This window comes from Ekhidna sp. (assembly GCF_965212185.1).
Classification (GTDB): Bacteria; Bacteroidota; Bacteroidia; order Cytophagales; family Cyclobacteriaceae; genus Ekhidna.
In genome coordinates this window covers 66,111-88,208 of sequence record NZ_OZ243102.1, presented here as the reverse complement: position 1 = coordinate 88,208, position 22,098 = coordinate 66,111, and the positions used below count along the sequence as shown (strand labels likewise).

Below are 22,098 nucleotides of genomic sequence, written 5' to 3'. Positions count from 1 at the left end.
TTACTATTTTCGTCATGTGACCCCAATAGATACTTTGAATAAGGCGATTGGCAAGGCTGTTTCATGGCTGACGCTAATTCTCGTACTTGTCATTGTTGTTGATGTAATTCTTCGATATACCTTAAGTATCACTTCAGCGGCATCATTTGAAATGGAATGGCACCTTTTTGCTGCAATATTCTTAATAGGTGCGGCTTATACGCTCAGTGAAGACAAGCATATTCGAGTTGATGTCTTCTATCACCGGTTTTCACCCAAATCTAAGGCGTGGGTAAATTTAATTGGCACATTTTTCTTGCTTCTTCCTTTCTCTTTTGTTGCTTTTTGGGAGTCGTTATCCTTTGTTCAATCTTCATTTCTGCTCAATGAAACCAGTCCACAACCAGGAGGATTGCCTGCAAGGTGGATCATCAAATCCACCATCCCTCTCGGGTTTTTGCTACTAGGCCTTCAGGGAATTTCATTAATGATTAATTCGGTAACTATCATAATCAATGGACAACAAGAGAAAGCATAATACAGAAGAAGAAGTGACTCCAAGGTGGTTGAAAACCATCCAACTCAATAGTTGGGAGGCAGAGCTTCTAATATCTGCATTGGTTTTGTATGCCTTGTTTCAGGTTCCTGATTACCTTGAGCAGACTTCCCTTCAAACGTTCGACAGAGGAAGTCGGATACATAAACTATTTGGCTTACTCGAAAACGCGATCCAACTACTTAGCTATGGATACATCTTACATATTTTGGTTCGGGGTATTTGGGTCGCTTCAGTAGGACTCAGTTATGTATTTCCCAGAGGTGTAAATCAGGAGTCACTGAATTTTAAAGGTAATTTCAAAAAAGAGCTGACTAAGAATGGCTCTTTGGTGAAAATGGTGCTACGCCTTGAAGAACTCTCCTCCATTATTTATGGTATTTCTTTCATCTTTTTTGGCACACTGGTGGGCTTTGGGGCTTTACTTTTTTCATTTCTATTCTTCATTGAATTCATGTTACCGTACATGAATTCCAATACCTACTTAGCTGTTCCACTATTCTTTTTTATCCTCTTCTACTTCCTACTATGCATCATCGTATTCATAGATTTTCTAACGAATGGTTATTTCAGGAGGAAAAATTGGTCTGCAGATTGGTTTTATTATGTGGCTTACTTTTTTCGCATTGTCACTTTATCATTCTTATACAGGAGATCACTTTTAGTTCTTATCTCAAATATTAAAGGATGGAAATCATATCTGATTCCTTTTATTGTTTTGGGTGTGACAGGTGGCTTCATGTATTTAAAAGATTCAGTGAGCGACAATAAACGTGATAACTACTATATCAGCAATGCTGATGGCGACTATAATGCTGCCAATTATGAAAACACAAGAAATACGAACGATCACCTAGTAACAACCATCCAGTCTGATATAATTCAAGGAAATACATTAAAGGTTTTCCTAAGAGACATAGGTTCTTTTGAGGCATTGTATAGTTTGGAGGGGAAATTGAACAAAACTAAATGGGATTTTCTATCCTCTGATTCAATCAGCCGGTTTTTTAATAATAGACTTTCTGTTTCCATCGATGATCAAAAAGTAGAAGATTTAAGATGGTTCAAAACTCAGCATCCAAGAAATTATGAATTTGGATACACCACGTTTATCGATCTGACTAAATATGACCGTGGTGCTCATTTTTTACGAGTAGGAATAGATACCACAGACATGATAACCGCTGCAAAAAATGTGGTCGAAAGGGAAAATTATTCTTTGCAAACAATCAGCAACATCTACTTTATCTATGATAATGAATGATTGAGTATTTACCACTTATATTATTTGGTGCAATATTTCTGCTTATCCTATTAGGCTACCCTGTTGCATTTACGCTTGGTGGACTTTCCATACTTGTTGGCCTTATCGTATTTGACATGGATTTTTTTTACCTCCTCTCCTTGAGAATTTATGGAACCATGCAAAATTTCGTTTTGCTTGCTGTCCCTCTATTCATCTTCATGGGGATGATGCTTGAAAAATCAGGCATAGCAGAACGACTTCTATACACAATGAGCATGCTATTTGGTCAAATAAGAGGTGGATTGGCAATTGCTGTCGTGGTTGTTGGTGCCATGCTTGCTGCATCTACAGGAATTGTTGGTGCTACAGTAGTCACAATGGGGTTGATAAGTCTACCCACAATGCTAAAAAATGGATATGGCCCTAGGATTAGTACAGGTGTAATAGCATCATCAGGAACTTTGGGACAAATAATACCTCCTTCCGTGGTATTGGTTCTTTTGGGGAGTGTTCTTAATGTATCTGTTGGAGACCTTTTTCTTGCTGCAGTGGTACCAGGGATATGCCTCGTAATTATTTATTTGCTTTACATCATTATTTATGGACAAATATTTCCTGAAAGGGTTCCTAAAGTATCAAAAGAACAATTAAAAGAGTTTCGTTCGGATGGGTTTACTCTTGAAGTACTCAAGTCATTCTTATTTCCTTTTATTCTTATCCTCATAGTACTAGGCTCAATTTTCGCCGGAATAGCTTCTCCGACTGAGGCCGCTGGTGTTGGTGCCTTTGGTGCGCTTATACTAGCTGTTGTAAACAAAAAGTTTAGTTTGAAAATACTTAAAGGAGTGATGAGAGAAACCACCATGATTACCTCAATGGTGTTTATGATTCTGGTTGGTGCAACTGCATTTTCATTGGTTTTTAGAGGATTGGAAGGTGATAAATTCCTTCTTCAACTTATTGAAAATGCCAATTTGGATGCTACCTCATTTTTAATCCTTGTGATGATCATCGTGTTCATTTCAGGGTTCTTTATCGACTTTATTGAGATTGTCTTCATTTTTGTCCCTGTTGTTGCACCGATATTTATAACATTAGGTGTAGATCTTATTTGGATTGGAATATTATTAGCCGTCAACCTTCAAACCTCATTCCTAACACCCCCTTTTGGCTTTGCTCTTTTTTATCTTAAGGGCGTGGCACCTTCTGAAGTGAAAACCAGCCATATCTATCAAGGCATCATTCCCTTTGTAATTATACAACTAATCTTTTTAACTTTTTTGATCCTATTTCCGTCGATTATTGGTTAAGAAAGATGTATCATAAAATATTATTTTAGTAATTTGAAGGTTGAAAATAATAGCCTTAGTCAACCAAAATTTCCCCATCAATCAGTATTCCATAAAATCAATTTAATATGAAAGTCTTTAAGCTTTTGGGTCTCATGGCCCTGGTTCCCTATTTGGCTTCTGCTCAAGAGGTCCAAATAACCAATATTCAGATGAAGGGGCCGGATATGATCATCTCTTACAACCTAATAGATGAGCGAATCGATCGAAGTTATTCCATGCATTTATACACCTCGTTAGACAACTTTATCCAGCCCGTAGAAAAAGTTTCAGGTGATGTGGGTGTGGATATTTCTGTGGGTGCTAACAAAACAATAACCTGGAATATCAAAGAGGAATTAGCAGATTTCAGTGATGGATTAAAAGTTGAAATCAAGGGTCAAATATATGTGCCATTCATTGAATTGGATGGGGTAGAAAAAGGAATGATAGTGAAAAGGGGCAAAATTTCAGATATACGATGGACCGGGGGTCGAGGAGATAACATCTTAAATGTTGACTTGTATCAGGGAGATAAACTTGTAAGAGGTCTTGGAGAACTGCCCAATACAGGAAATGCCATGCTAAAGATTCCAAATAATGTGCCTCCAGGTAAAAACTATCGGTATAAAATAAGTGATGAGAGAAACAGAGATGAAGTGGTATTCTCTCCGACTTTTGAAGTGAAACGGAAATTTCCACTACTTATCAAAATGGGTTCAGGTATTGCCATTGGTGTTTTCGGATACTATTTGGTAAAAAGCTTAATCCCTGTCAATGAACCAGACATAGCAGGACCCCCAGATTTACCAGAAAGATAATGAGAAGAAGTATGAAGAAGAATTTATTATTATTTGCTTTAATGAGCATGTCATTCTTGACCTGGTCACAAATTCCCACTTATAAATGGGTATCTGGATCTCAAACGTCAAGGGCTCGTAGCTCTCTTATTTTAAGTGGTCCAGGACCAAGAAATGGTGCGTCTACCTTTCAGGATAGTCAAGGTAACTATTGGGTTTTTGGCGGGTTTGGTAGTGACTTAACAGAAACTGAAGGATACTATGATGACTTGTGGAAATATGACCAAACCACATCTACGTGGGTATGGGAAAGTGGAAAGATGGTAACTGATAAGGAAGTACCGTCTTACAACAACTCATTATCATTTGATGGTATTAATGATATGGTAGTGTTAGATGACAATCCTGTAGATTATTTTGGCTCATTTACAGTAGAACTTTGGTTTAAAACAGATCAAAATGGTACGCTCATATCTTTCTCCCCATTTGTTGTTACTAATAATGCGGGCTGGAATATTGCGATCCAAAATGACAATCAAATTCGAATAAATAAATTTTATGACCAGGAAATTGGAACATTCAATACCAATACTTTAACTGATAATCAATGGCACCATGTAGCGCTTGCTAAAGTACCGGAAGATGAAAACTTCATCAGCAGTTCACTTTCTCAAAGGGAAGCATTCTTTGTTTATGTAGATGGTGAAAGTATTGGTTCAGAAGAGTTTGGATTTAGTGATGATCAAGACCCTGACGATAATCATACAACAATTATTGGTGCAACAACCACCGATTATGATACCGTCTTTTTTAAAGGTCAAATTGATGAAGTTCGTTTCTGGGATAGAGTGCTAAGTGCTGGTGAAATCAAATCTCTTCATACAATTCAATTGTCAGGAAACGAAAACGGTCTGGTTTCCTACTATCCATTTAATCAAGGTGTCGCCAATAGCGCAAGTAATAATGATAATGTATTATTTGATATTCAGAGTGATATAGATGGAAACTTAAGTCAAGACATCTATCGCCCTGGAGTATTTATTGGCGAGATGACTGATGTGCGCGTATGGAGCACAGCTTTAAGTGAAAATGAGATAAAAAATTACGCCAAAACAACCGTGGTTGGATCTGAAACTAACCTCGATTTAGCCTATGACTTTAATGTTGGAACAGCCGGTGGAGATAATACAACAGAAACAGAGCTCCCTGATTTAACTGGAACAAATAATGGATTTTATAACAACTTTGATCTTCAAGGCGAGATATCTAATTTATCTGAAGATACCCTTACCGTAACTCCTTCAATTGTACTCTCTGAGAATAATGCAAGAGCAGTGGTCAGCGCAGACTTGAATGGTGATACATATCCTGATGTTGTTACAGCCAACTATAACCCTCAATCTATTAATGTATTTATTAATGATCTGAGTGGAGATTTAAACACTCCAACGCAGCATGATGTAGGTTCGTATGCGAAGGAATTAGCTGCAGGAGATTTAAACGGAGATACTTATGATGATCTTGCCGTGGCTGCTTTTGGCGTTACTACCGGAGATGAGCGAGTAAGATTATTCTTCAGCGACGGATTGGGAGGATTTTCCTCCACAACAGATTTAAGTTTTCCTCTTGGTTCCGAGCCAAGTGAGGTGCGGATAGCTGATGTAAACAATGATACTTTTCAGGATATTGTAGTCCTTTTAGTAGGTGAAGATCGAATTGAAATCCATTACGGAGATGGATTAGGTGCCTTTCCTACTTCCTATTCATTTGACCTTATTGGAGATCATTATAATGAGGGACTTTTAATCGAGGATTTTACAAACGATGGCTATTTAGATATTGCTACTACAGTGCTCCTTGATGGCTGTAATGAAATCGGTTTTCATGAAAATGACCAAACTGGAGAGTTTTCGGCTGGAACATTCTTCCCTCTTGTAGGTTGCCTTGGCATTCGTGAAATGTTGAGTACAGACTTCAACAATGACGGACACAAGGATATTATTTTTTATGATGGAAATACTATTGGTTCCATTTTCGGAAACGGAGATGGCACTTTTGGTGAACTGGATCAAGTTTTCCAAGAGTTCATAGATTATTATGTTTCTGGTTTTACATTGTCGGATGTTAATGGTGATGATGTTGACGACATAATCATTAATACGGACAATCAACTTATAATATTCCAGGGTAGTAATGATGGTACGTTTGTTGAATCGTCCAAATTGAACATCAATTATGCTTCTGATGACATCATAACTACAGATATAGATAAAAATGGAATTGCTGATTTTGTTGTCTGTCATGACTGGGACCGAATCACTCTGATTAAGAGAGAGACGGATTACTTCAATCGAGCATCAAATTCGCGAACAATCAATTTTGATGGTGAGGATGATCATTTGGTCATTCCTAATCTTAAGATCTTTGATAATAATTTCACTTGGGAGGGTTGGATTAAAACAGAGGATAATGGCCCCTTGTTCTCATTCGCTAATCAAGATGAAACTTTAAGTTGGGGACCTGGAATGTTCTCTTTAGCTATTAAGTACAATAGGCTGGCTTTCATGGTGGAAGGATTTCCTGATATTCAAAGTCACGAAGAGTACAACCTTACAAATGGTGAATGGCACCACGTGGCTATTGTTGTTGAGCTATATACTGGAGTTGGTGAAAATGATGGTGTTCGTTTCTTCATAGATGGAATTGATGTTGGCGTTTTTTTTGATTATGATTTTCATGCAGCAATTGATAACGCCAACGGCTCATTTTATGCAAAACTTGGGTATGCATCAAACTACTTCAAGAATCAGCTTGATCAAATAGGAATTGCTCCTGAATCTAATTGGGTTGAGGGTGTTGAATTTCCGGAGAATAATATTGGCAGAGCATATGCTGCCGAATGGTCTGATGAAAACAATCTATATGTTTTTGGAGGACGAGGAGTAGACGGCATTTACAATACCCTTCGCTCTAGGTCAATTAAGATTATTGAGTGTCCTTCTGTTTCAGGTTCCAGCTATACCTATTTCACAACCAACTCTACTTTTGGACCAGAAGAAACTAACGGTAGCGGCACTATTTCCGGTTCACCCGAAAGTGGTTACTCTTTTAATGATGCTTCATTTGGTTTATATGACCTTTATTATGATGTAGGAGATGTCACAGGACCACTCTTAGAAAATTTTTGTACCAATCCCACATTCAATGGGACAGACCAATTCAACTTTGATTTTTCACTTGAATCGCCAATTACAAGAAGCGCAGACAGTACTGCTATCACTTTTACCTGGTTAAGTACTTTGGGCGTGGGTGGAACCACCACAATAACTCTGGATGAAGGCCACTGGCCTAAAATCGTAACTGCAAGTAAAAATTGGGAGATTTTAAGTGGGTCAGAGACACCTAATGACCCTGGAAATTATGGAACACTCAATGTCCAAGATCCTACTAATTCGCCTCCTGCCAGATATGCGATGAATGGAGCGGTTGATTCTGATGGCTATGTTTGGATTTTTGGAGGTGCTGCTAATATCGCACCAACAGAGTGGTATAATGACCTATGGAGATATGATCCTGCAACAAATGAATGGATGTGGGTGAGTGGATCATCTACAACAAATTCTTCGGCAACATATGGATCGATTGGTGTTGGATCTACAGGCAACATCCCCGGTCCGCGATCCAACCATAATATTTGGACTGATAGTGATGGTTATATCTGGATATTCGGTGGCTATGGATTCGATTCAGATGGATCAATTGGCCACTTAAATGACCTTTGGAAGTTTGATCCTCAGACACTTGAATGGACATGGGTAAATGGTGATGACCTGGTTGACGCAGGAGGTGTATATGGCACTTTGGATGTTTATAATGATGCCAATATTCCTGGCGCACGCTCAGCAGGACTTCAGTGGGTTGATTCTGATGGAATTGTCTGGTTATTTGGCGGAGATGGTTTTGACAAGTTTGGTATTGCTAATAATTACCTCAATGATTTGTGGAGTTATAACCCTTCTTTAAATCAATGGGCATGGCACTCAGGGTCTGATTTTGCTGGTAGCACAGGTAGCTACAATGAAACAGGATTGGCATCAAAAGATTATGTACCAGGAGCAAGGTGGCATAGTGGAGGTTGGGTCGATCAAAACAATGATCTATGGCTTTTTGGAGGTTATAAGTACAATCAATTAAGCACCGGCTACTACAATGATTTCTGGAAATACGAACCAGAATCAAAAGAATGGACATGGATTAGTGGTTATGGTACCACTGCTAAAAGAAACCAATTTGGAGTCTATGATGAGGAAGAGACTGGATCAAAGCCACATCCTGGATCAAGACATGGAGGACTTGCATGGAGTGACTATGAAGGTAATTTTTGGTTGTTAGGAGGCGCAGAAGTTGGTGGAACAGGAAATGGATTTTACAATGACCTATGGAAGTATGAACCCAAAAAAGATGCATGGACATATATCAAAGGAAGTACTGATTTAATCCTGAACGATGGAGTGTATGGTTCTAAGGGAATAGCAAGCGAACTCAATGATCCGAAGAGTCGCTGGCACGGAGCTTCATGGACTGCTCAAGATGGCAAACTTTGGTTCTTCGGCGGAATCAATCACAACCCAGAAATTGGCAATATCGCCTGGTTAAATGATCTATGGTACTTCGATCCATCAACAGAAGCGTATACATGGATTGGAGGAAGCACAACCATAGATGTCGCAGGGGTTTACGGTGAAAAAGGAGATCCAAGTATTAGTCATATCCCTGGAGCAAGAAGCTCTTCTGCTTATTGGTCGGATGAAGAAGGTAATTTTTGGCTTTTTGGAGGATATGAAAGCTTTGAATATAACAATGATCTTTGGAAATTCAATCCTAACACATTGGAGTGGACCTGGGTGAATGGAAACAACTTCCAAAATTCACCAAGTATTTATGGTGAATTAGGGGTGCCAGACCCAAATAATTCGATTGGAGCAAGAAGGTACACAGATGGAAGAATTGATCAAGAAGGTAACGTCTGGGTGTTTGGAGGAGATGGTCATGATGGCCAATCTCAAAGAGGCCTTTTAAATGACTTGTGGAAATACGACCCAAGTACCAATATTTGGACTTGGATGGGGGGTAATACTACCAGGAATTCTCTTGGAAACTACGGGACTAAGTACGTTGCTCATCCTGATAATTTACCTCCTCCAAGATACAGTCACTCCTCCTGGATTGATGATTCAGGGAACCTTTGGATTTTTGGAGGGTATGGAGATATTGATGGTGATGGTCCAATCGCTCGTGGGAACATGAATGACCTTTGGAAATATGATGTAAAAACTAATCTTTGGACGTGGATGGGTGGTTCAGATCAAATTGGTGATGCAGGTTCATTTGGTGCTCAGGGAAATTTTTACGAAACAAGTGTAATACCTGCTAAGGCAAGAGCCCTGTCCTTTGCAACCACTGATAAGAGCTTTTGGATTTTTGGCGGAAGAAATGGACCTAGTTTCAACGATTTTTGGGAAATTAAATTCACACCAGGTCTGCCATTTGTAGAATCCCCTCAAAATATTAGACAGGATGGGTTTTCATTTATGAGTGATGAAGCTTGGACTAGAGAATATCAGGTACAAGTTGACCTTAATGATGATTTTAGTGATCCATTATATGATGGGACTTCAAGTAACCCTGAATCGATCATTGATGCTCTGGATCCTGGAACTTATTATTACTATAGAGTAAATGCAATTAACGAAATAGGCAATTCAGGATTTACTGACCCATTATCAATTCTGACATTACCTGCCACACCAACCTTCTACTCATTAGATTCTGCAATTAATGATCTGACTTCTACTCAAGTATCGATTGATTGGGAGGTGACAGATGGTATTTTAGACGGATACTACTTAGATGTCTCACAAGATCCAACATTTAGCGATGCAACCTTAATTCACGAGGATTTTGATAACAAAATGATTGAAGTTTCTCAAAATCAGGCAATAATCGACTTGAACCCTGGCACCAAATACTATGCGCGTTTACAATCATACAATGCGTCAGGTGTTTCACCTTACTCTCAAGTAGTTCCATTTTTAACTAGACCTGAAGCTCCTTCCTTTGATCCTGAATTGGTGGTTTCGGAAGTAACCCAATCTTCAGCTTTAGTAACATGGAATGAAGTACCTGAAATTCTTACTGGATATCGGATTACTGTTTCTACTTTAGATGATGGCCTATCTGATCCAAATGGTTATTTGCCGTTATACTCAAATTTAAATATTGCCAAAACCAAGACGTCCTTGAGCGTTACCGGGCTTAACCAAGGAACTAATTACTATGCATATCTGGTTGCGATCAATGAATCAGGTTCATCTGAATTATCAGGAAAGATTAATATTCTTACAACTCCTGCATCCCCGGTTTTCAACCTCGAAACGGCTATTAATTCCATTACACAAAATGAAATCACTTTCAACTGGGAGTCTCCGGACGGGTTTTTTAATGGATACTATTTAGAAGTAAGTACCGACCCAAGTTTTGTTAATACCAACCTTATGTTAGCTGGATATGGTAAAGGAGGAATTCCATTCGAGTTGATCCAATCTGAGCTTACAACAACTGTTGGCGGTTTATTACCTGGGCAAACATATTTTGCAAGAATAAGAGCCTTTAATGACGCTGGCATTTCACCTAACTCAAATACATTGGCCTTCACCACAGTGCCAAAAGCACCAATTTTAGGACAGGTAAACAACATTTCTCAAACAGAAGCATCTATAAACTGGCAATCAACTGTGGGTACTGATGTATACTTGATGGACTTGAACACTTCTTCTGCATTTTCAGAGGATTCAGCAGTTTTTTTCAACTTCCCCTTAGCAGTTGCTTTTCAGGTCCTGGATGAATTAACACCTGGCACAAGGTATTATCTGAGGGTTCAATCTAGCAATGCAAGCGGAAATAGTGGGGATATGGATCCGCCTGACTATGGTCAAGGTAATTTCATTACTATCCCTGGCACGCCAGATTTAAGTGATGTTATATATGATCAAAATCAAGTAATAATTAACTGGCCGGATATTGAAGGTGCAGCTACTTATGAAATAGATGCATCGAATAACTTCTTCTTATCTTTTCTAACAGGTTTTGAAGCTCAGAGTACAACTGAGTCGGAAATCGTAATCGACGGACTAGATGCTGGAGAAGAGTATCAAGTACGAGTAAGAGCAGTAAATGAATCTGGAAATTCACCAAATGCCCAAATTCTTGATTTGCTAACCCTTCCTGGCACACCTACTGCACGAGATGCATCCAATTCTTCTTCAAGAGTATTTACAGCCAACTGGGACGCAGCAAGTGGTGCTGATCATTACATACTCGAAGTGTCTGTTGATGACTTTCAATCATTCCATTACAATGAGCAATTATCAGCAGCTAATCCAATTAAGGTTGAAAACCTTACGGCTGGCGAAACTTATAAGTATCGAGTGAAGGCGGGTAACGCTTCAGGTGAATCACCTTATTCGGAGGAGATAACCGTGGTAGCACAGAATACTGCACAATCTTTAAGTATCTCATCCTTGGAATTTAATGATGAGTTTGGAGAACAGTCTACTTCTGCATTGGTTACTATCACATTTTCTGGAGGTGCCGCTGAACCAATCGTCACGCTACGCCACAAGGAGACCTTAAGCACAAGATGGTCAGATTGGCTTCCTATGGAGAGAGTTTCTGCCTCTGAATTTACCTTCACAATACTTCCGAATATGCTCGACGAAATTGGGGTCGTATTTGATATACAAGCAGATGATGAAGTGACACTCATTGAATCAAATAATAATACCATCAAGCGCACCTTTACAGAAACGGAAAGTGAGACCTTACCTGAACTAGAGTTGGGGCAATGGAGCATAATAAGCATTCCGTACATTCTGGAAGACAATCTGGTACAATCCATCTTCAACGAACTGGGTGACCTGCAATACAAAAAAAGATGGAGGTTAATGACCTATTTAGATGGCCAATATCAAGATCAAGGTGTTGGGTTTACTCGAATAGATCTTGGAAAAGGATACTGGTTTAACTCGCTTAATGAAGTATCCATCAGCGTAGGTGCCGGCCAAACTAATAGTACCATACCTTTTGAGATGTCACTGATTCAAGGTTGGAATCAAATTGGAAATCCATATAATGTGACTATCGACTGGGACGAAGTATTAGACGAGAATAATTTACCAGTTAGCATTAGCAGGCTTATTATTTATGACCCATCCGACAAAGAATTTAAAGAGAGCAGAACGCTTGCACCATTTAGTGGCGCTTTTGTTTTTGCTGATTTAGATGCTGTTGTGGACGTCAGTCCTATAGCTGGATTGACCAATGCTCGTATTGAACAGTATGAATACGCGAGTGCTTTTGAGGGACAAAACTGGATTAAAAGTTTAACCCTCAACTGGAATGGAAAAAGTAAAGAAATTGCAGCGATAGGTATGCACAATCAGGCTGATCATGAAAAGGATCCATTCGATAAGCTAATAGTACCGCGATTTGAAGAATATCTAGAAATGTACTCTTTAGTTGATAGTTACTTTTATCCTAAATTCAGCCATGATATAAAACCTCATTCGTCGGAGCATGTATGGGTCTATGATCTGGAGTCTAACCATGTTTCGGGTTTGACTGAGCTCTCCTGGAATCCGGAAATCAACAATGCAGGCTATCTGTGGCTGGTTGATGAAACCAATGGTAAAATCATCGAAATGACCAATGTTGGATCTTATTCATTTGGAATGAATAGTAGTCATAAGTTCTCAATTCATTACTCTGAAGATCCTGGATATGTGGTTATCCCTACTAGATTAGGTCTGGGGGATATTTATCCAAACCCAGTAAACAACACAGCACAAATTACTTTGCTTCTTCCAAAACATAATGAAGTTTATGATTTGAGCATTAACTTGTATAATCTAAATGGTCAGCTGATTAAGACCCTAGCATCAGGTAAGTATGAACCTGGTATTCACGTTTTTGAGCTTGATATAGAAGAAATTAATCTCAAAGATGGTATGTATTTCTATGGTGTGACTTTCCAAAACATGGATTTCACAACAAATCAGAAGAAAATTATCATTAAGAGATAAAATAATATTATCATGAAAGCATTCATTAGCACATTCCTTTGCTCGCTGGCAATTTTTGCTAACGGGCAAATTGTATCGTCCAGATCCAATGAAGTCCAAATAGACCTACAAAGTGATCTATATGGTTCATTCGCTCAAATCGAATGGATATCTCCACGCTTGGAATACACGAATTCTGAAGAGAAGAAGCTAGAAATCAAAGCGAACATTACTTCTACCAACGCACTTGAAAGTGTGGTCCTCAATTTTAAAAGAAAAAAAGAAGGAGAACCGGTGGCCTCAAGAACAGCATATATCGAGGATGAGCACAGTACCAATTTCGACTTGACACTGCGAATGCTAGACGGTGATAATTGGATTGAGATTGTCGCAAAAACAACAACTGGAAGCATAACAAGGGAGTACAGAAATATTAAAGTAGGTATGGATGCCATTGGAGATGCCGTAATGGCTGATCGACAAGACTATGCACTTCTATTCGGCATTAACAAATATGACAACTGGTCAGATCTTGTTAACCCAGTATTTGATGTTGAGGCTATTGGCAAAGAACTGGAAGAACGATATGGTTTTAAGGTAGAAATTATAACTGATGCCAATCAGGACATGGTGATGACTAAATTGAGGGAGTATGCTCAGATCAATTACAAGCCTCAGGATCAATTACTCATCTTCTTTGCGGGTCATGGTCAGTATGATGATGTCTTTGGTGAAGGATTTTTGGTGGCCACTAATTCTTTAAGAAACGATGTGAGCAAAAACTCATACATCTCTCACAATAGGATTAGAAGTAATATTAATAACATACCGTGCGAGCATATTTTCTTAACCATGGATGTTTGTTTTGGTGGAACGTTTGACCCTTTGCTTGCATCGTCAAGATCTGCTGCGTATGAGGAAACAAACGATAGAGAGTATTTGGTCAGAAAGCTGTCTAAAAAAACGAGAAAATATCTGACATCAGGAAGTAAAGAATATGTTTCTGATGGAGTAGCAGGAAGTCACTCTCCTTTTGCAAGGAATTTCATTGAAGCATTGAAATCAAATGGTGGAGAAGATCGTATTTTGATTTTAGCAGAGATCAACGCATACATGGAACGACTGAAATCCACTCCGCGTTTTGGTGCCTTTGGGCATGATGAAAACGGCAGTGATTTTGTGTTTATAGCGAGGTAATTAAGCTTCATAGTGGGTTCTTGTAGGAATCCTTGATAGTATTCTGAAGGTTGGTTAATTTGGTTTAGATATCCACCTATCTGAAGCTTGTGCGAAAAACTATCATTATTACTTTCCTTGTGTCAAGCCAAAGATGTAGCAATTAATAATGCAAAGAAGCAGTATTTGGCTACTGCTAAGGGAAAAGCTCGTCACCCATTTTATAGGGGAGGGTTCGTCTTAATTGGAGATGGTAGTCCTGTTGAAAATGCTAATTTATTTGTTTATTTATTCCCTTCCATTCTTGGAATTGTATTAATTCTTACGGTTTATAGAAGAAAAAGAGCGTTTAACATATTCAAAAAAGCTTAATAAATCTGGCAAAAGAACACAGATTATTTGATTCAAACGCATCACTTTATTTAGTAGTTACTATATTGATTAGATGAATTTTTTCGCCAAAACCAGTGTATTTCTAATTGCATTTATACTTTACAACAAAATTCTTGCACAGCAGCCGGGTAAGGATTGGTACAACAAAGCTGACAGTTTGTATAAAGCTGGAAATATTACCGCCGCACTGAAAGAACTTGAAACTTCAGCTTCCTTTTTTGAATCAATAGATACTGCATCTTTTGTTCGGGCTAAAGTAAAACAAGGACAAATTCTGGTTACTCTAAAAGACAGTCAAAAGGCCTTATCAATCTTTGATGAAATTGAGAATTTAGCGGAATCTGGTGATGTGAAAGTCTATATCAATTTGCTAACTCAGAAGGGGTTTGCGCTAGCAAATCTGAGAAAAACGACTGATGCTAAACAAACATTGGAAAGCGCCAGAGATCTAATTAAAACTGACTCGTTGAATCACTATGCTTTGTCTTACATTGATGCTCAACTTCTGTCTTTTGCGCTTCAAAGTGGAAGAACTGACTTAGCAAAACTTCATCTGGAAAACACAATATTTCATGCTGAAAAATCCGAAAATGATGAAGCTATGCGAAATTCATTCAATAAAGCCGCAATGTTTCACTGGCGGATGGGAAACTATAATGAGTCATTAAATTTTTTACAAAAAGAAGAACTAATTGTTGCGAAAAAGTTTGGATCAGGATCTCCACAGATGGCTAATCTTTTAAGAAATATGGCGATAGTGGCCAGCAGTGGTTATGAATTGGAAAAGGCCATATTTTTAATCCACCGGGCACTAAATTTACTTGAAAGAGATAGAGACACTAGAACCTACTTTTTATCGCATTCAAGTTTATCAAACTATCACAATCAGCTTGGAGAATACCAAAAAGCATTGGCATATTCGGATACAGCACTTGCTGTAGCAAAAGAATATGAAATGGATGATGTCTTTCTCATTGAAACCATTGTCTACAAGATGACTAGCTTAAGAAAGCTAAATGCGTTTGATGAACTCAGATCAATCGTTGATCAACTGCTGAGTATACAGCAAAGCAACGACCTGCCAATTTTAAAGGAGGCAAATATTTATCGATCAGTTAGTAGAGCGTTCCTGAAAATGGAGGACTATGAATTAAGTGAAAAGTATGTTCATCAGGCAATTGAATTGGTTGAGGATGCTTATGGAGCTAAAACCAGATATTTAAATGACCTGCTAGTAGAACTTGCCGATATAAAAAAGAAGCAAGGTAAATATGAAGAAGCCATGGCTGTGTTGAACAAAGTCTTTATCAATGTAAGCGGTGATTCATCGATCAACACAGAGAATTTTTCATTCATAAAACTTGCCGAAAATTATGCAGCTGCATTACTGCAAAAGGCTGATGTTCTCTACCAAAAATCGAATCAGGTAAATCTTGAGTTATTAACTCAGACAATGGAGACGCTTAAAAGTGCTTCGGATTTTATAAATGCAAAAAGAAAAAACATAAGCGGCGAATCGTTCGGATCGAGCATTAGGGAGGGAATTAAGGAGCAAGCTATTGAGTGCCTATACTCTTTGTACTTTTTAACTCAAGAACAAAAGTATTTAAAAATGGCGCTGGGCTATTCAGAAATGGCGAGATCCGATCAATTAAGGGTGTGGTTGATGGAAGCTGAAAAGTTTGGGGATGTTGGATTGGAGCAGATTAGCTATGAAGAAAGAAAGTCAATCAAAGAGGATATTGCTATGTATGAGCAACTTTTGAACCGGACAGGTAGGTCAGACAGCTCTCGCTTAGTTCAATTGAATGATACGCTCCGTATTCTTAGAAATCGGTACGATGAAATCAATCTTTCAATTAAAGAACAGAATGCAAAATTCTATTCTACTATCTACGATGACCCTTTTTTAGATCTGATAAACAAATACGATTTTCTTTCAAAATCAGAGGAAACAACAATTATTTTCAATAAGTCACTAGATAATTGGTATGTAATAATGCTGGGTGAAAAGAATGATTTTATAAAAATTGATGGCCCCACGCCTGACTTGGAAGATTTCCGATCCTCACTCACCAATCCTAATGATGATTCCTATGAATGGAAATCAAAAGAACTTTATAGGTTTTTTCTAGAACCTGTACTTTCAAATGTATCCGGGAAAAAACTCAATTTCTTGACCGACAAAGGCCTTTCATTTATCCCATTAGAGCTTCTAATTAATCAAAATGATAAATATCTGCTAGAAGAAAACGAAATCCGGTATTCATACTCATTAAATTCTCAGGTCGTTCAGCAAAGTTCAGTTTCATTCAACCTATTGGCCATTGCCCCGGATTTCTCTGCCAATCAGGATATGATAGATCCAATAAGAAAGAAGCTTTCCAGCATTCCAGGAGCAGACAAAGAAGTAAACGAAATATCTTCATTATTTAGCAGCACCACACTGATCGGAGCAGAGGCCAGCGAGATCAATTTTAAAAAAAGAGCAAAAGATTATGGAATCGTACATTTAGCTACTCATGCGATAATCGACGACAATAATCCACAAAATTCACGATTGGTTTTTCAGAATTCTTCTGAAGAATCCCCAGAAGCTGACGGTTTTCTTCACGCTTACGAAATATATAACCTAAATCTGAAAGCTCAATTAGTAACTCTTAGTGCCTGCAATACGGGCTTTGGTAAAATCAAAAAAGGGGAAGGTGTAATGAGTCTGTCACGTGCCTTTGCATATGCAGGCGTACCGGCTACTGTGGTTAGTCTATGGCCTGCATCTGACAAGTCCACGCCAGAGCTAATGAAGTACTTCTATCAAAACTTAAAAGCTAGACAAACCAAAGATGTGGCACTTAACAATGCCCGAAAACAATACTTAGCTACTGCTAAAGGTAAAGCCAGGCACCCTTTTTACTGGGGTGGGTTTGTTCTAATTGGAGACAATAGTCCTTTGGAAGAGGATACTAACTTGCTTGTTTATATAATTCCTTCAATTCTTGTGTTCGTAATGATACTTACTGTTTATCGGAGAAAACAGAGTCGCAGCTCCTAACTAAAAGTGATCCATTGATAGTATTCTCTGGCTTGCTTAAATTAGGTAGATGAAAAATCGCCTATTAGCTCTATTATCAATCTTCTTTTTCGTTTTGTTCAAGTCTTTCGGGCAAATCCAGGAACTAAATGTTGCGAATAATTTTGTGCTACAGGCCGTTGAAGCAGAGCTAAACGTCAATTATAATTCAAGCATTGAATTAAGGAATAACGCTGCTAAAATATTTAGGGAAATAGGTGATAATGAAAAGTACCTAAATCAGCAATTTGAGATATCTAAGCTATTAATGATTAGCGGTAAGTATGACAAATCTTTGCAATTGGCTCAGAATGGTATGAATCAAAGCATAGAGCTTAGACTTAAAGATCATGAAGATTTTTTCAGGCAAATAGTTGGTCAATGTTACTTATCCCTTACCAGGTTGCAAAACTCTATTGAGCCCCTTGAACAATCATTGAATTATCGTAAAGTCAGATATCGATCTGATAACCTCATTTATGCTGAGGCTTTAAACAGCGTTGCGCGATTGAATTTGGCACTAGAAGAGAACCAAAAAGCGTATCAATATCTTGAAGAAGGACTTAGAATCATTCAATCTGAAGGGGATTCTAGCATTCGAACAAACATACGTCTCTTACACTCTTTAAGCACTTTTTATCAAAATGTTGCTCTCTATAAAAATATGCTTGAAGTAAACGAACAAGCCCTTGAAATGTGCAAAAAGTATTTAGGAGAAAATCATCCTCTCACAGCACAATCCTATTACAATCTAGCTTCATGCAATGTTTGGTTGCGTGAGCCAGGAAAAAGCGAATCAAACAATTTTAAATCCATTCAAATAAGAGAATTACTTTTTGGACCAGATTATCCAATTCTAGCAGCTAATCACAATGTCCTCGCATCCAATTATTACAATCAAAATGAACTTAATAAAAGCCTTGAGAGCGCTGAAGAGGCTTATCGGATTGCTTCACTCAATTTTGGTGAAAAGCACTCAAAAACATTGTGGGCAATGACATATATTGGAAAAGTCTTAAATGAGACTGGTAAACCAAAAGAAGGGCTTGAGCTGGCTCAAAAAGTTCTTGACATTAAAAAAGAGATTTATCCTGAAAATCATGGCGAAATAGCCAGTGCATATAGATCAGTTGCTGTTTCATACAATTTTCTAGCGGATTATGTTAATGCTAAAAAGTATTATGAGTTATATATTGAGATCGCTGAAAAAAAAGAAATTCGAGGAGCATCATTGGCTCAAATTTATTTTCAACTTGCTCAATTCAATACACGATTAGGGCTTTTTTGGCAAGGGATATCCGATGCAAATAATTCATTCAAAGCTAATAACCCTCTAGTTGATTCAGTTGAGAAATATGGCTGGCCTCTAGTAGAAGGATACGAGACCTTTCGTGAATATTACTGGGCGGGTGCATTTAAGATTTATTGTTTGTATTCGCTTGCAGACAAAATACCTGATTCATCAGATTTATATTACAAAGCTGCTTTGCAGGGTGCTTACTTTCTAGACTCTCTTGTGCTAAACGAGTTAAGAAAGGTTACTTACTCTGAGGATAAATTCCTTTCATCTTCAAATTCTCATCGCGCAATGGAACTTGGCTTTTGGTCAGCTATGTACCTGTATAACAAGACCAAAGATCCAATTTATCAAGAGAAGATGTTGTACTTTAACGAAAGGTCTAAAGCAAATGCACTTTTAATCCAATCTCAGAGTAGAAATGCAAAATCTTTCGCTGGAGTACCTAATGAGCTAATAGAGGAGCAAAAACAGGTTTTTAAAAACATTGAGCTTAAGAAATCTGAATATTTATCATTGATTTCAAATGATTTTGCTGACCGTCAACAAATCTATGACATACAGAATGCCATCTATGAGGAAGAGAATAAGCTGATTGAATTAACCTCCAGAATTAAAAATAACCATCCTCAATATTATTCAGTAATCCATGAAACAACTCCCGTAACTCTTACAGCAGTTCAAAATTATTTGAAGCAGAAAAAGAAGAAAACAGCCATTTTAGAATATTTAATTACTACCGGCAATGCCTACTATACGCTCATACTAGATGATACTGTGAAAAATATCAATGTCAGATATGAACAAAGAATATCGATGCAAAGCAAGGTGATGGATTTTCGGAAAAGTGTTCTGAATGTTGAAGACACCACTTTCTCTGCCCATTCAAATCACCTATATCAACTTTTGTTTGACTCCATTAGACATATTTTGAATGACAAGAATGTTCAATCAATAACCATTGTGCCTGACGGGGCACTTTTTTACCTTCCTTTCGAAATACTACCAGCTAATGAGGATCAGTACCTTATGGAGGTTTTTGATATCAGTTATGCCAATTCAATTACACTCCTTCTTAAAGAGAAAAAAACTTCTGGTTCCAAAGAAGTAATAAGTTTTGCTCCGGAATTTACAAGCAGTACTATAGCATCCAATGATGTTGTAAGGGGTGAATTAGCCAAGCTACCCGGTGCATTAGAAGAAGTAAATACACTTTCAGAAATTTTGAATAACAAACAATACCTGAAGCAAGAAGCCACCGAGACAAATTTTAAGAAAAATGCGCATGACTATGGTATCATTCACTTAGCTACTCATGCAATTGTTGATGAGGACAGTCCAGAAAGTGCAAAACTTGTTTTTAATCTAGAAAATGATTCCTTAAACGACGGGAATCTCTATCCTCATGAGATTTATAATCTTAACCTGAATGCACAACTTGTAACATTAAGCGCATGCAACACTGGATTTGGAGCTATCAAAAAAGGCGAAGGTGTAATGTCCCTATCTCGAGCTTTTGCCTATGCAGGAGTACCCGCAACTGTTGTTAGCCTATGGCCTGCATCTGATAAGTCAACCCCAGAGTTAATGAAGTATTTTTATCAAAATCTTAATGAAGGTCAGACTAAAGATGTGGCACTTAATAATGCAAGGAAACAGTACCTTGCTAACGCTCAAGGCAAAGCGCGACATCCCTTTTATTGGGGTGGATTTGTTTTAATTGGAGATAATAGTCCTATTGAAGAAGATACAAATTTGCTTGTGTATGTCATCCCATCAGCACTGATTATGGCCATGATCTTAACTGTTTTTAGACGTAAGAAAAAATCTGCTTAAAGTTTTGACAACAGTTCTGCCGATATAGAAGCAAACTCTGACTCACCTTTACTCAATTCTTCAAGTAATGAGATTGCAGACGCTTCGTTTTCAAGTTTTAGATGAATTAGAGCAGTATACCAAGATGCCGCCGTATTGTAATTTTCATCCTTGATACTAATTACCTGATCGAGATCTTTAAGCGCCAATTCATAATTTGTCATTTGAATGTGTGAGATGCCTCTAAAAAAATAATCGGCTGATGACATGGATTCAAGCTTATTAAAAGCTTGAATCGCGCCACTGAAATCACCTTGATCATAAGCCAAATAGGCTCTTTCGCGATTAGAAGGGTCTTCCTCTCCTCTTACAGTAGTTACTTCATAGTTTGGATAGGTTTCGTAATACTGATCAAATAGTGTCGTTTGATCTTTGGTGAAATAGAGTACAAGTGAGGCTACCAGAAACAATGAGGCTGCAATACTGATATATGCTGGATTGATTCTTCGGACCCTATTTCTACGTTTTTCAAAGCCTGCCACTTTTTCTTTTAACTCATTCCTGAAACCACTCTCCAGACCTGCCCGGATTCCAAGTTCAGAAGCCAGCTCTTCTCTGTCTTCAGATGACAACCCCTCCTCGAAAGCCTTTTGATCAGCCTCCGTCATCTTTCCCTGCAAATATTTTTCTCTTAGCTCATCCATTAGCTAATGGTTTTTTTACCTCTGACCTGATTTTTTCCAGGCATCTTTTCTTGGTAGTGCGAGATACTCCTTCGTTCTTATGTCCCATGATACTCGCTATCTCACTCATTGATCTTTTTTCATAATAAAACAGTCTCAAAATCTCCTTACAGCCCTCTCCTATTGAATTAAACAATTCGGCTGTTTGTCGTTTGGCCTCCTCAAATATGACTGCTGCATCACTATCTTCAGCCAGAAAACGATAATGCTCCTGAAGGCCATCTCCGTGCTTCTCTTTTCTTGCTGCTTCGTCAAATTGTTGTCTCACTTTGTTTTTCCCAATACTGAAGAGGTACGTCTTTAGGCTACTTTCAATTTCAGTCAAACTGCCATTCATGATTTTTTCAAAAAAGATCGTCATCGTATCCTGGTAATGATCCAGCGCGTCATCCTCTGATATCCCAAACTTCCCCTGGCTCCAGTTTACAAACTCCTTTCGGTATTTGAAATACACATCTTCCATCACTCGCTGGTCTCCCTTCCGAATGCTTGTCAAGACATCTCCTATACTTTTTCTAAAACTGACTTTCACTGATTAGTCGTCAAAACATGATTTTGTGAACACACCATCAAATA

Annotated in this window: 11 protein-coding genes; 9 read left to right on the top strand and 2 right to left on the bottom strand. The window is 38.1% G+C overall.

Going from position 1 to position 22,098, the window contains the following annotated elements; translation table 11 throughout:
* Positions 1 to 34 precede the first annotated feature (34 nt).
* The 9 genes from ACOMC3_RS00255 (at position 35) to ACOMC3_RS00215 (ending at position 20,800) form a co-directional block, all read left to right on the top strand.
* The gene (locus tag ACOMC3_RS00255; RefSeq protein WP_420317511.1) at positions 35 to 517 is read left to right on the top strand and encodes a TRAP transporter small permease subunit; all 483 of its coding nucleotides are present in this window, start codon (positions 35 to 37) and stop codon (positions 515 to 517) included.
* Complete coding sequence (locus tag ACOMC3_RS00250) at positions 495 to 1,799, top strand: hypothetical protein (protein WP_420317510.1); 1,305 nt, start codon at positions 495 to 497, stop codon at positions 1,797 to 1,799. The genes ACOMC3_RS00255 and ACOMC3_RS00250 overlap by 23 nt, the downstream gene beginning before the upstream one ends.
* The gene (locus tag ACOMC3_RS00245; protein WP_420317509.1) at positions 1,796 to 3,091 is read left to right on the top strand and encodes a TRAP transporter large permease; all 1,296 of its coding nucleotides are present in this window, start codon (positions 1,796 to 1,798) and stop codon (positions 3,089 to 3,091) included. The genes ACOMC3_RS00250 and ACOMC3_RS00245 overlap by 4 nt, the downstream gene beginning before the upstream one ends.
* A gap of 107 nt (positions 3,092 to 3,198) precedes the next feature.
* Complete coding sequence (locus ACOMC3_RS00240) at positions 3,199 to 3,930, top strand: hypothetical protein (protein WP_420317508.1); 732 nt, start codon at positions 3,199 to 3,201, stop codon at positions 3,928 to 3,930.
* An 11-nt stretch (positions 3,931 to 3,941) separates the two neighbouring features.
* Positions 3,942 to 13,049 (top strand): kelch repeat-containing protein, encoded by a 9,108-nt coding sequence (locus ACOMC3_RS00235; protein WP_420317507.1) that lies wholly within the window; start codon positions 3,942 to 3,944, stop codon positions 13,047 to 13,049.
* 12 nt (positions 13,050 to 13,061) lie between these two features.
* On the top strand, positions 13,062 to 14,225 hold the full coding sequence (locus tag ACOMC3_RS00230) for a caspase family protein (RefSeq protein ID WP_420317506.1): 1,164 nt from the start codon (positions 13,062 to 13,064) through the stop codon (positions 14,223 to 14,225).
* Positions 14,226 to 14,312: 87 nt separating this feature from the next.
* Positions 14,313 to 14,576: a hypothetical protein gene (locus tag ACOMC3_RS00225; RefSeq protein WP_420317505.1), complete on the top strand. Its 264-nt coding sequence runs from the start codon at positions 14,313 to 14,315 to the stop codon at positions 14,574 to 14,576.
* A 73-nt stretch (positions 14,577 to 14,649) separates the two neighbouring features.
* Positions 14,650 to 17,649 (top strand): CHAT domain-containing protein, encoded by a 3,000-nt coding sequence (locus ACOMC3_RS00220; RefSeq protein WP_420317504.1) that lies wholly within the window; start codon positions 14,650 to 14,652, stop codon positions 17,647 to 17,649.
* A 49-nt stretch (positions 17,650 to 17,698) separates the two neighbouring features.
* Complete coding sequence (locus ACOMC3_RS00215) at positions 17,699 to 20,800, top strand: CHAT domain-containing protein (RefSeq protein ID WP_420317503.1); 3,102 nt, start codon at positions 17,699 to 17,701, stop codon at positions 20,798 to 20,800.
* Here the strand turns inward: ACOMC3_RS00215 and ACOMC3_RS00210 are convergent.
* Complete coding sequence (locus ACOMC3_RS00210; protein ID WP_420317502.1) at positions 20,797 to 21,483, bottom strand: hypothetical protein; 687 nt, start codon at positions 21,481 to 21,483, stop codon at positions 20,797 to 20,799. The two genes, ACOMC3_RS00215 and ACOMC3_RS00210, sit on opposite strands and share 4 nt — an antisense overlap.
* On the bottom strand, positions 21,476 to 22,054 hold the full coding sequence (locus ACOMC3_RS00205) for an RNA polymerase sigma factor (RefSeq protein ID WP_420317501.1): 579 nt from the start codon (positions 22,052 to 22,054) through the stop codon (positions 21,476 to 21,478). The genes ACOMC3_RS00210 and ACOMC3_RS00205 overlap by 8 nt, the downstream gene beginning before the upstream one ends.
* Between the last annotated feature and the right edge of the window lie 44 nt (positions 22,055 to 22,098).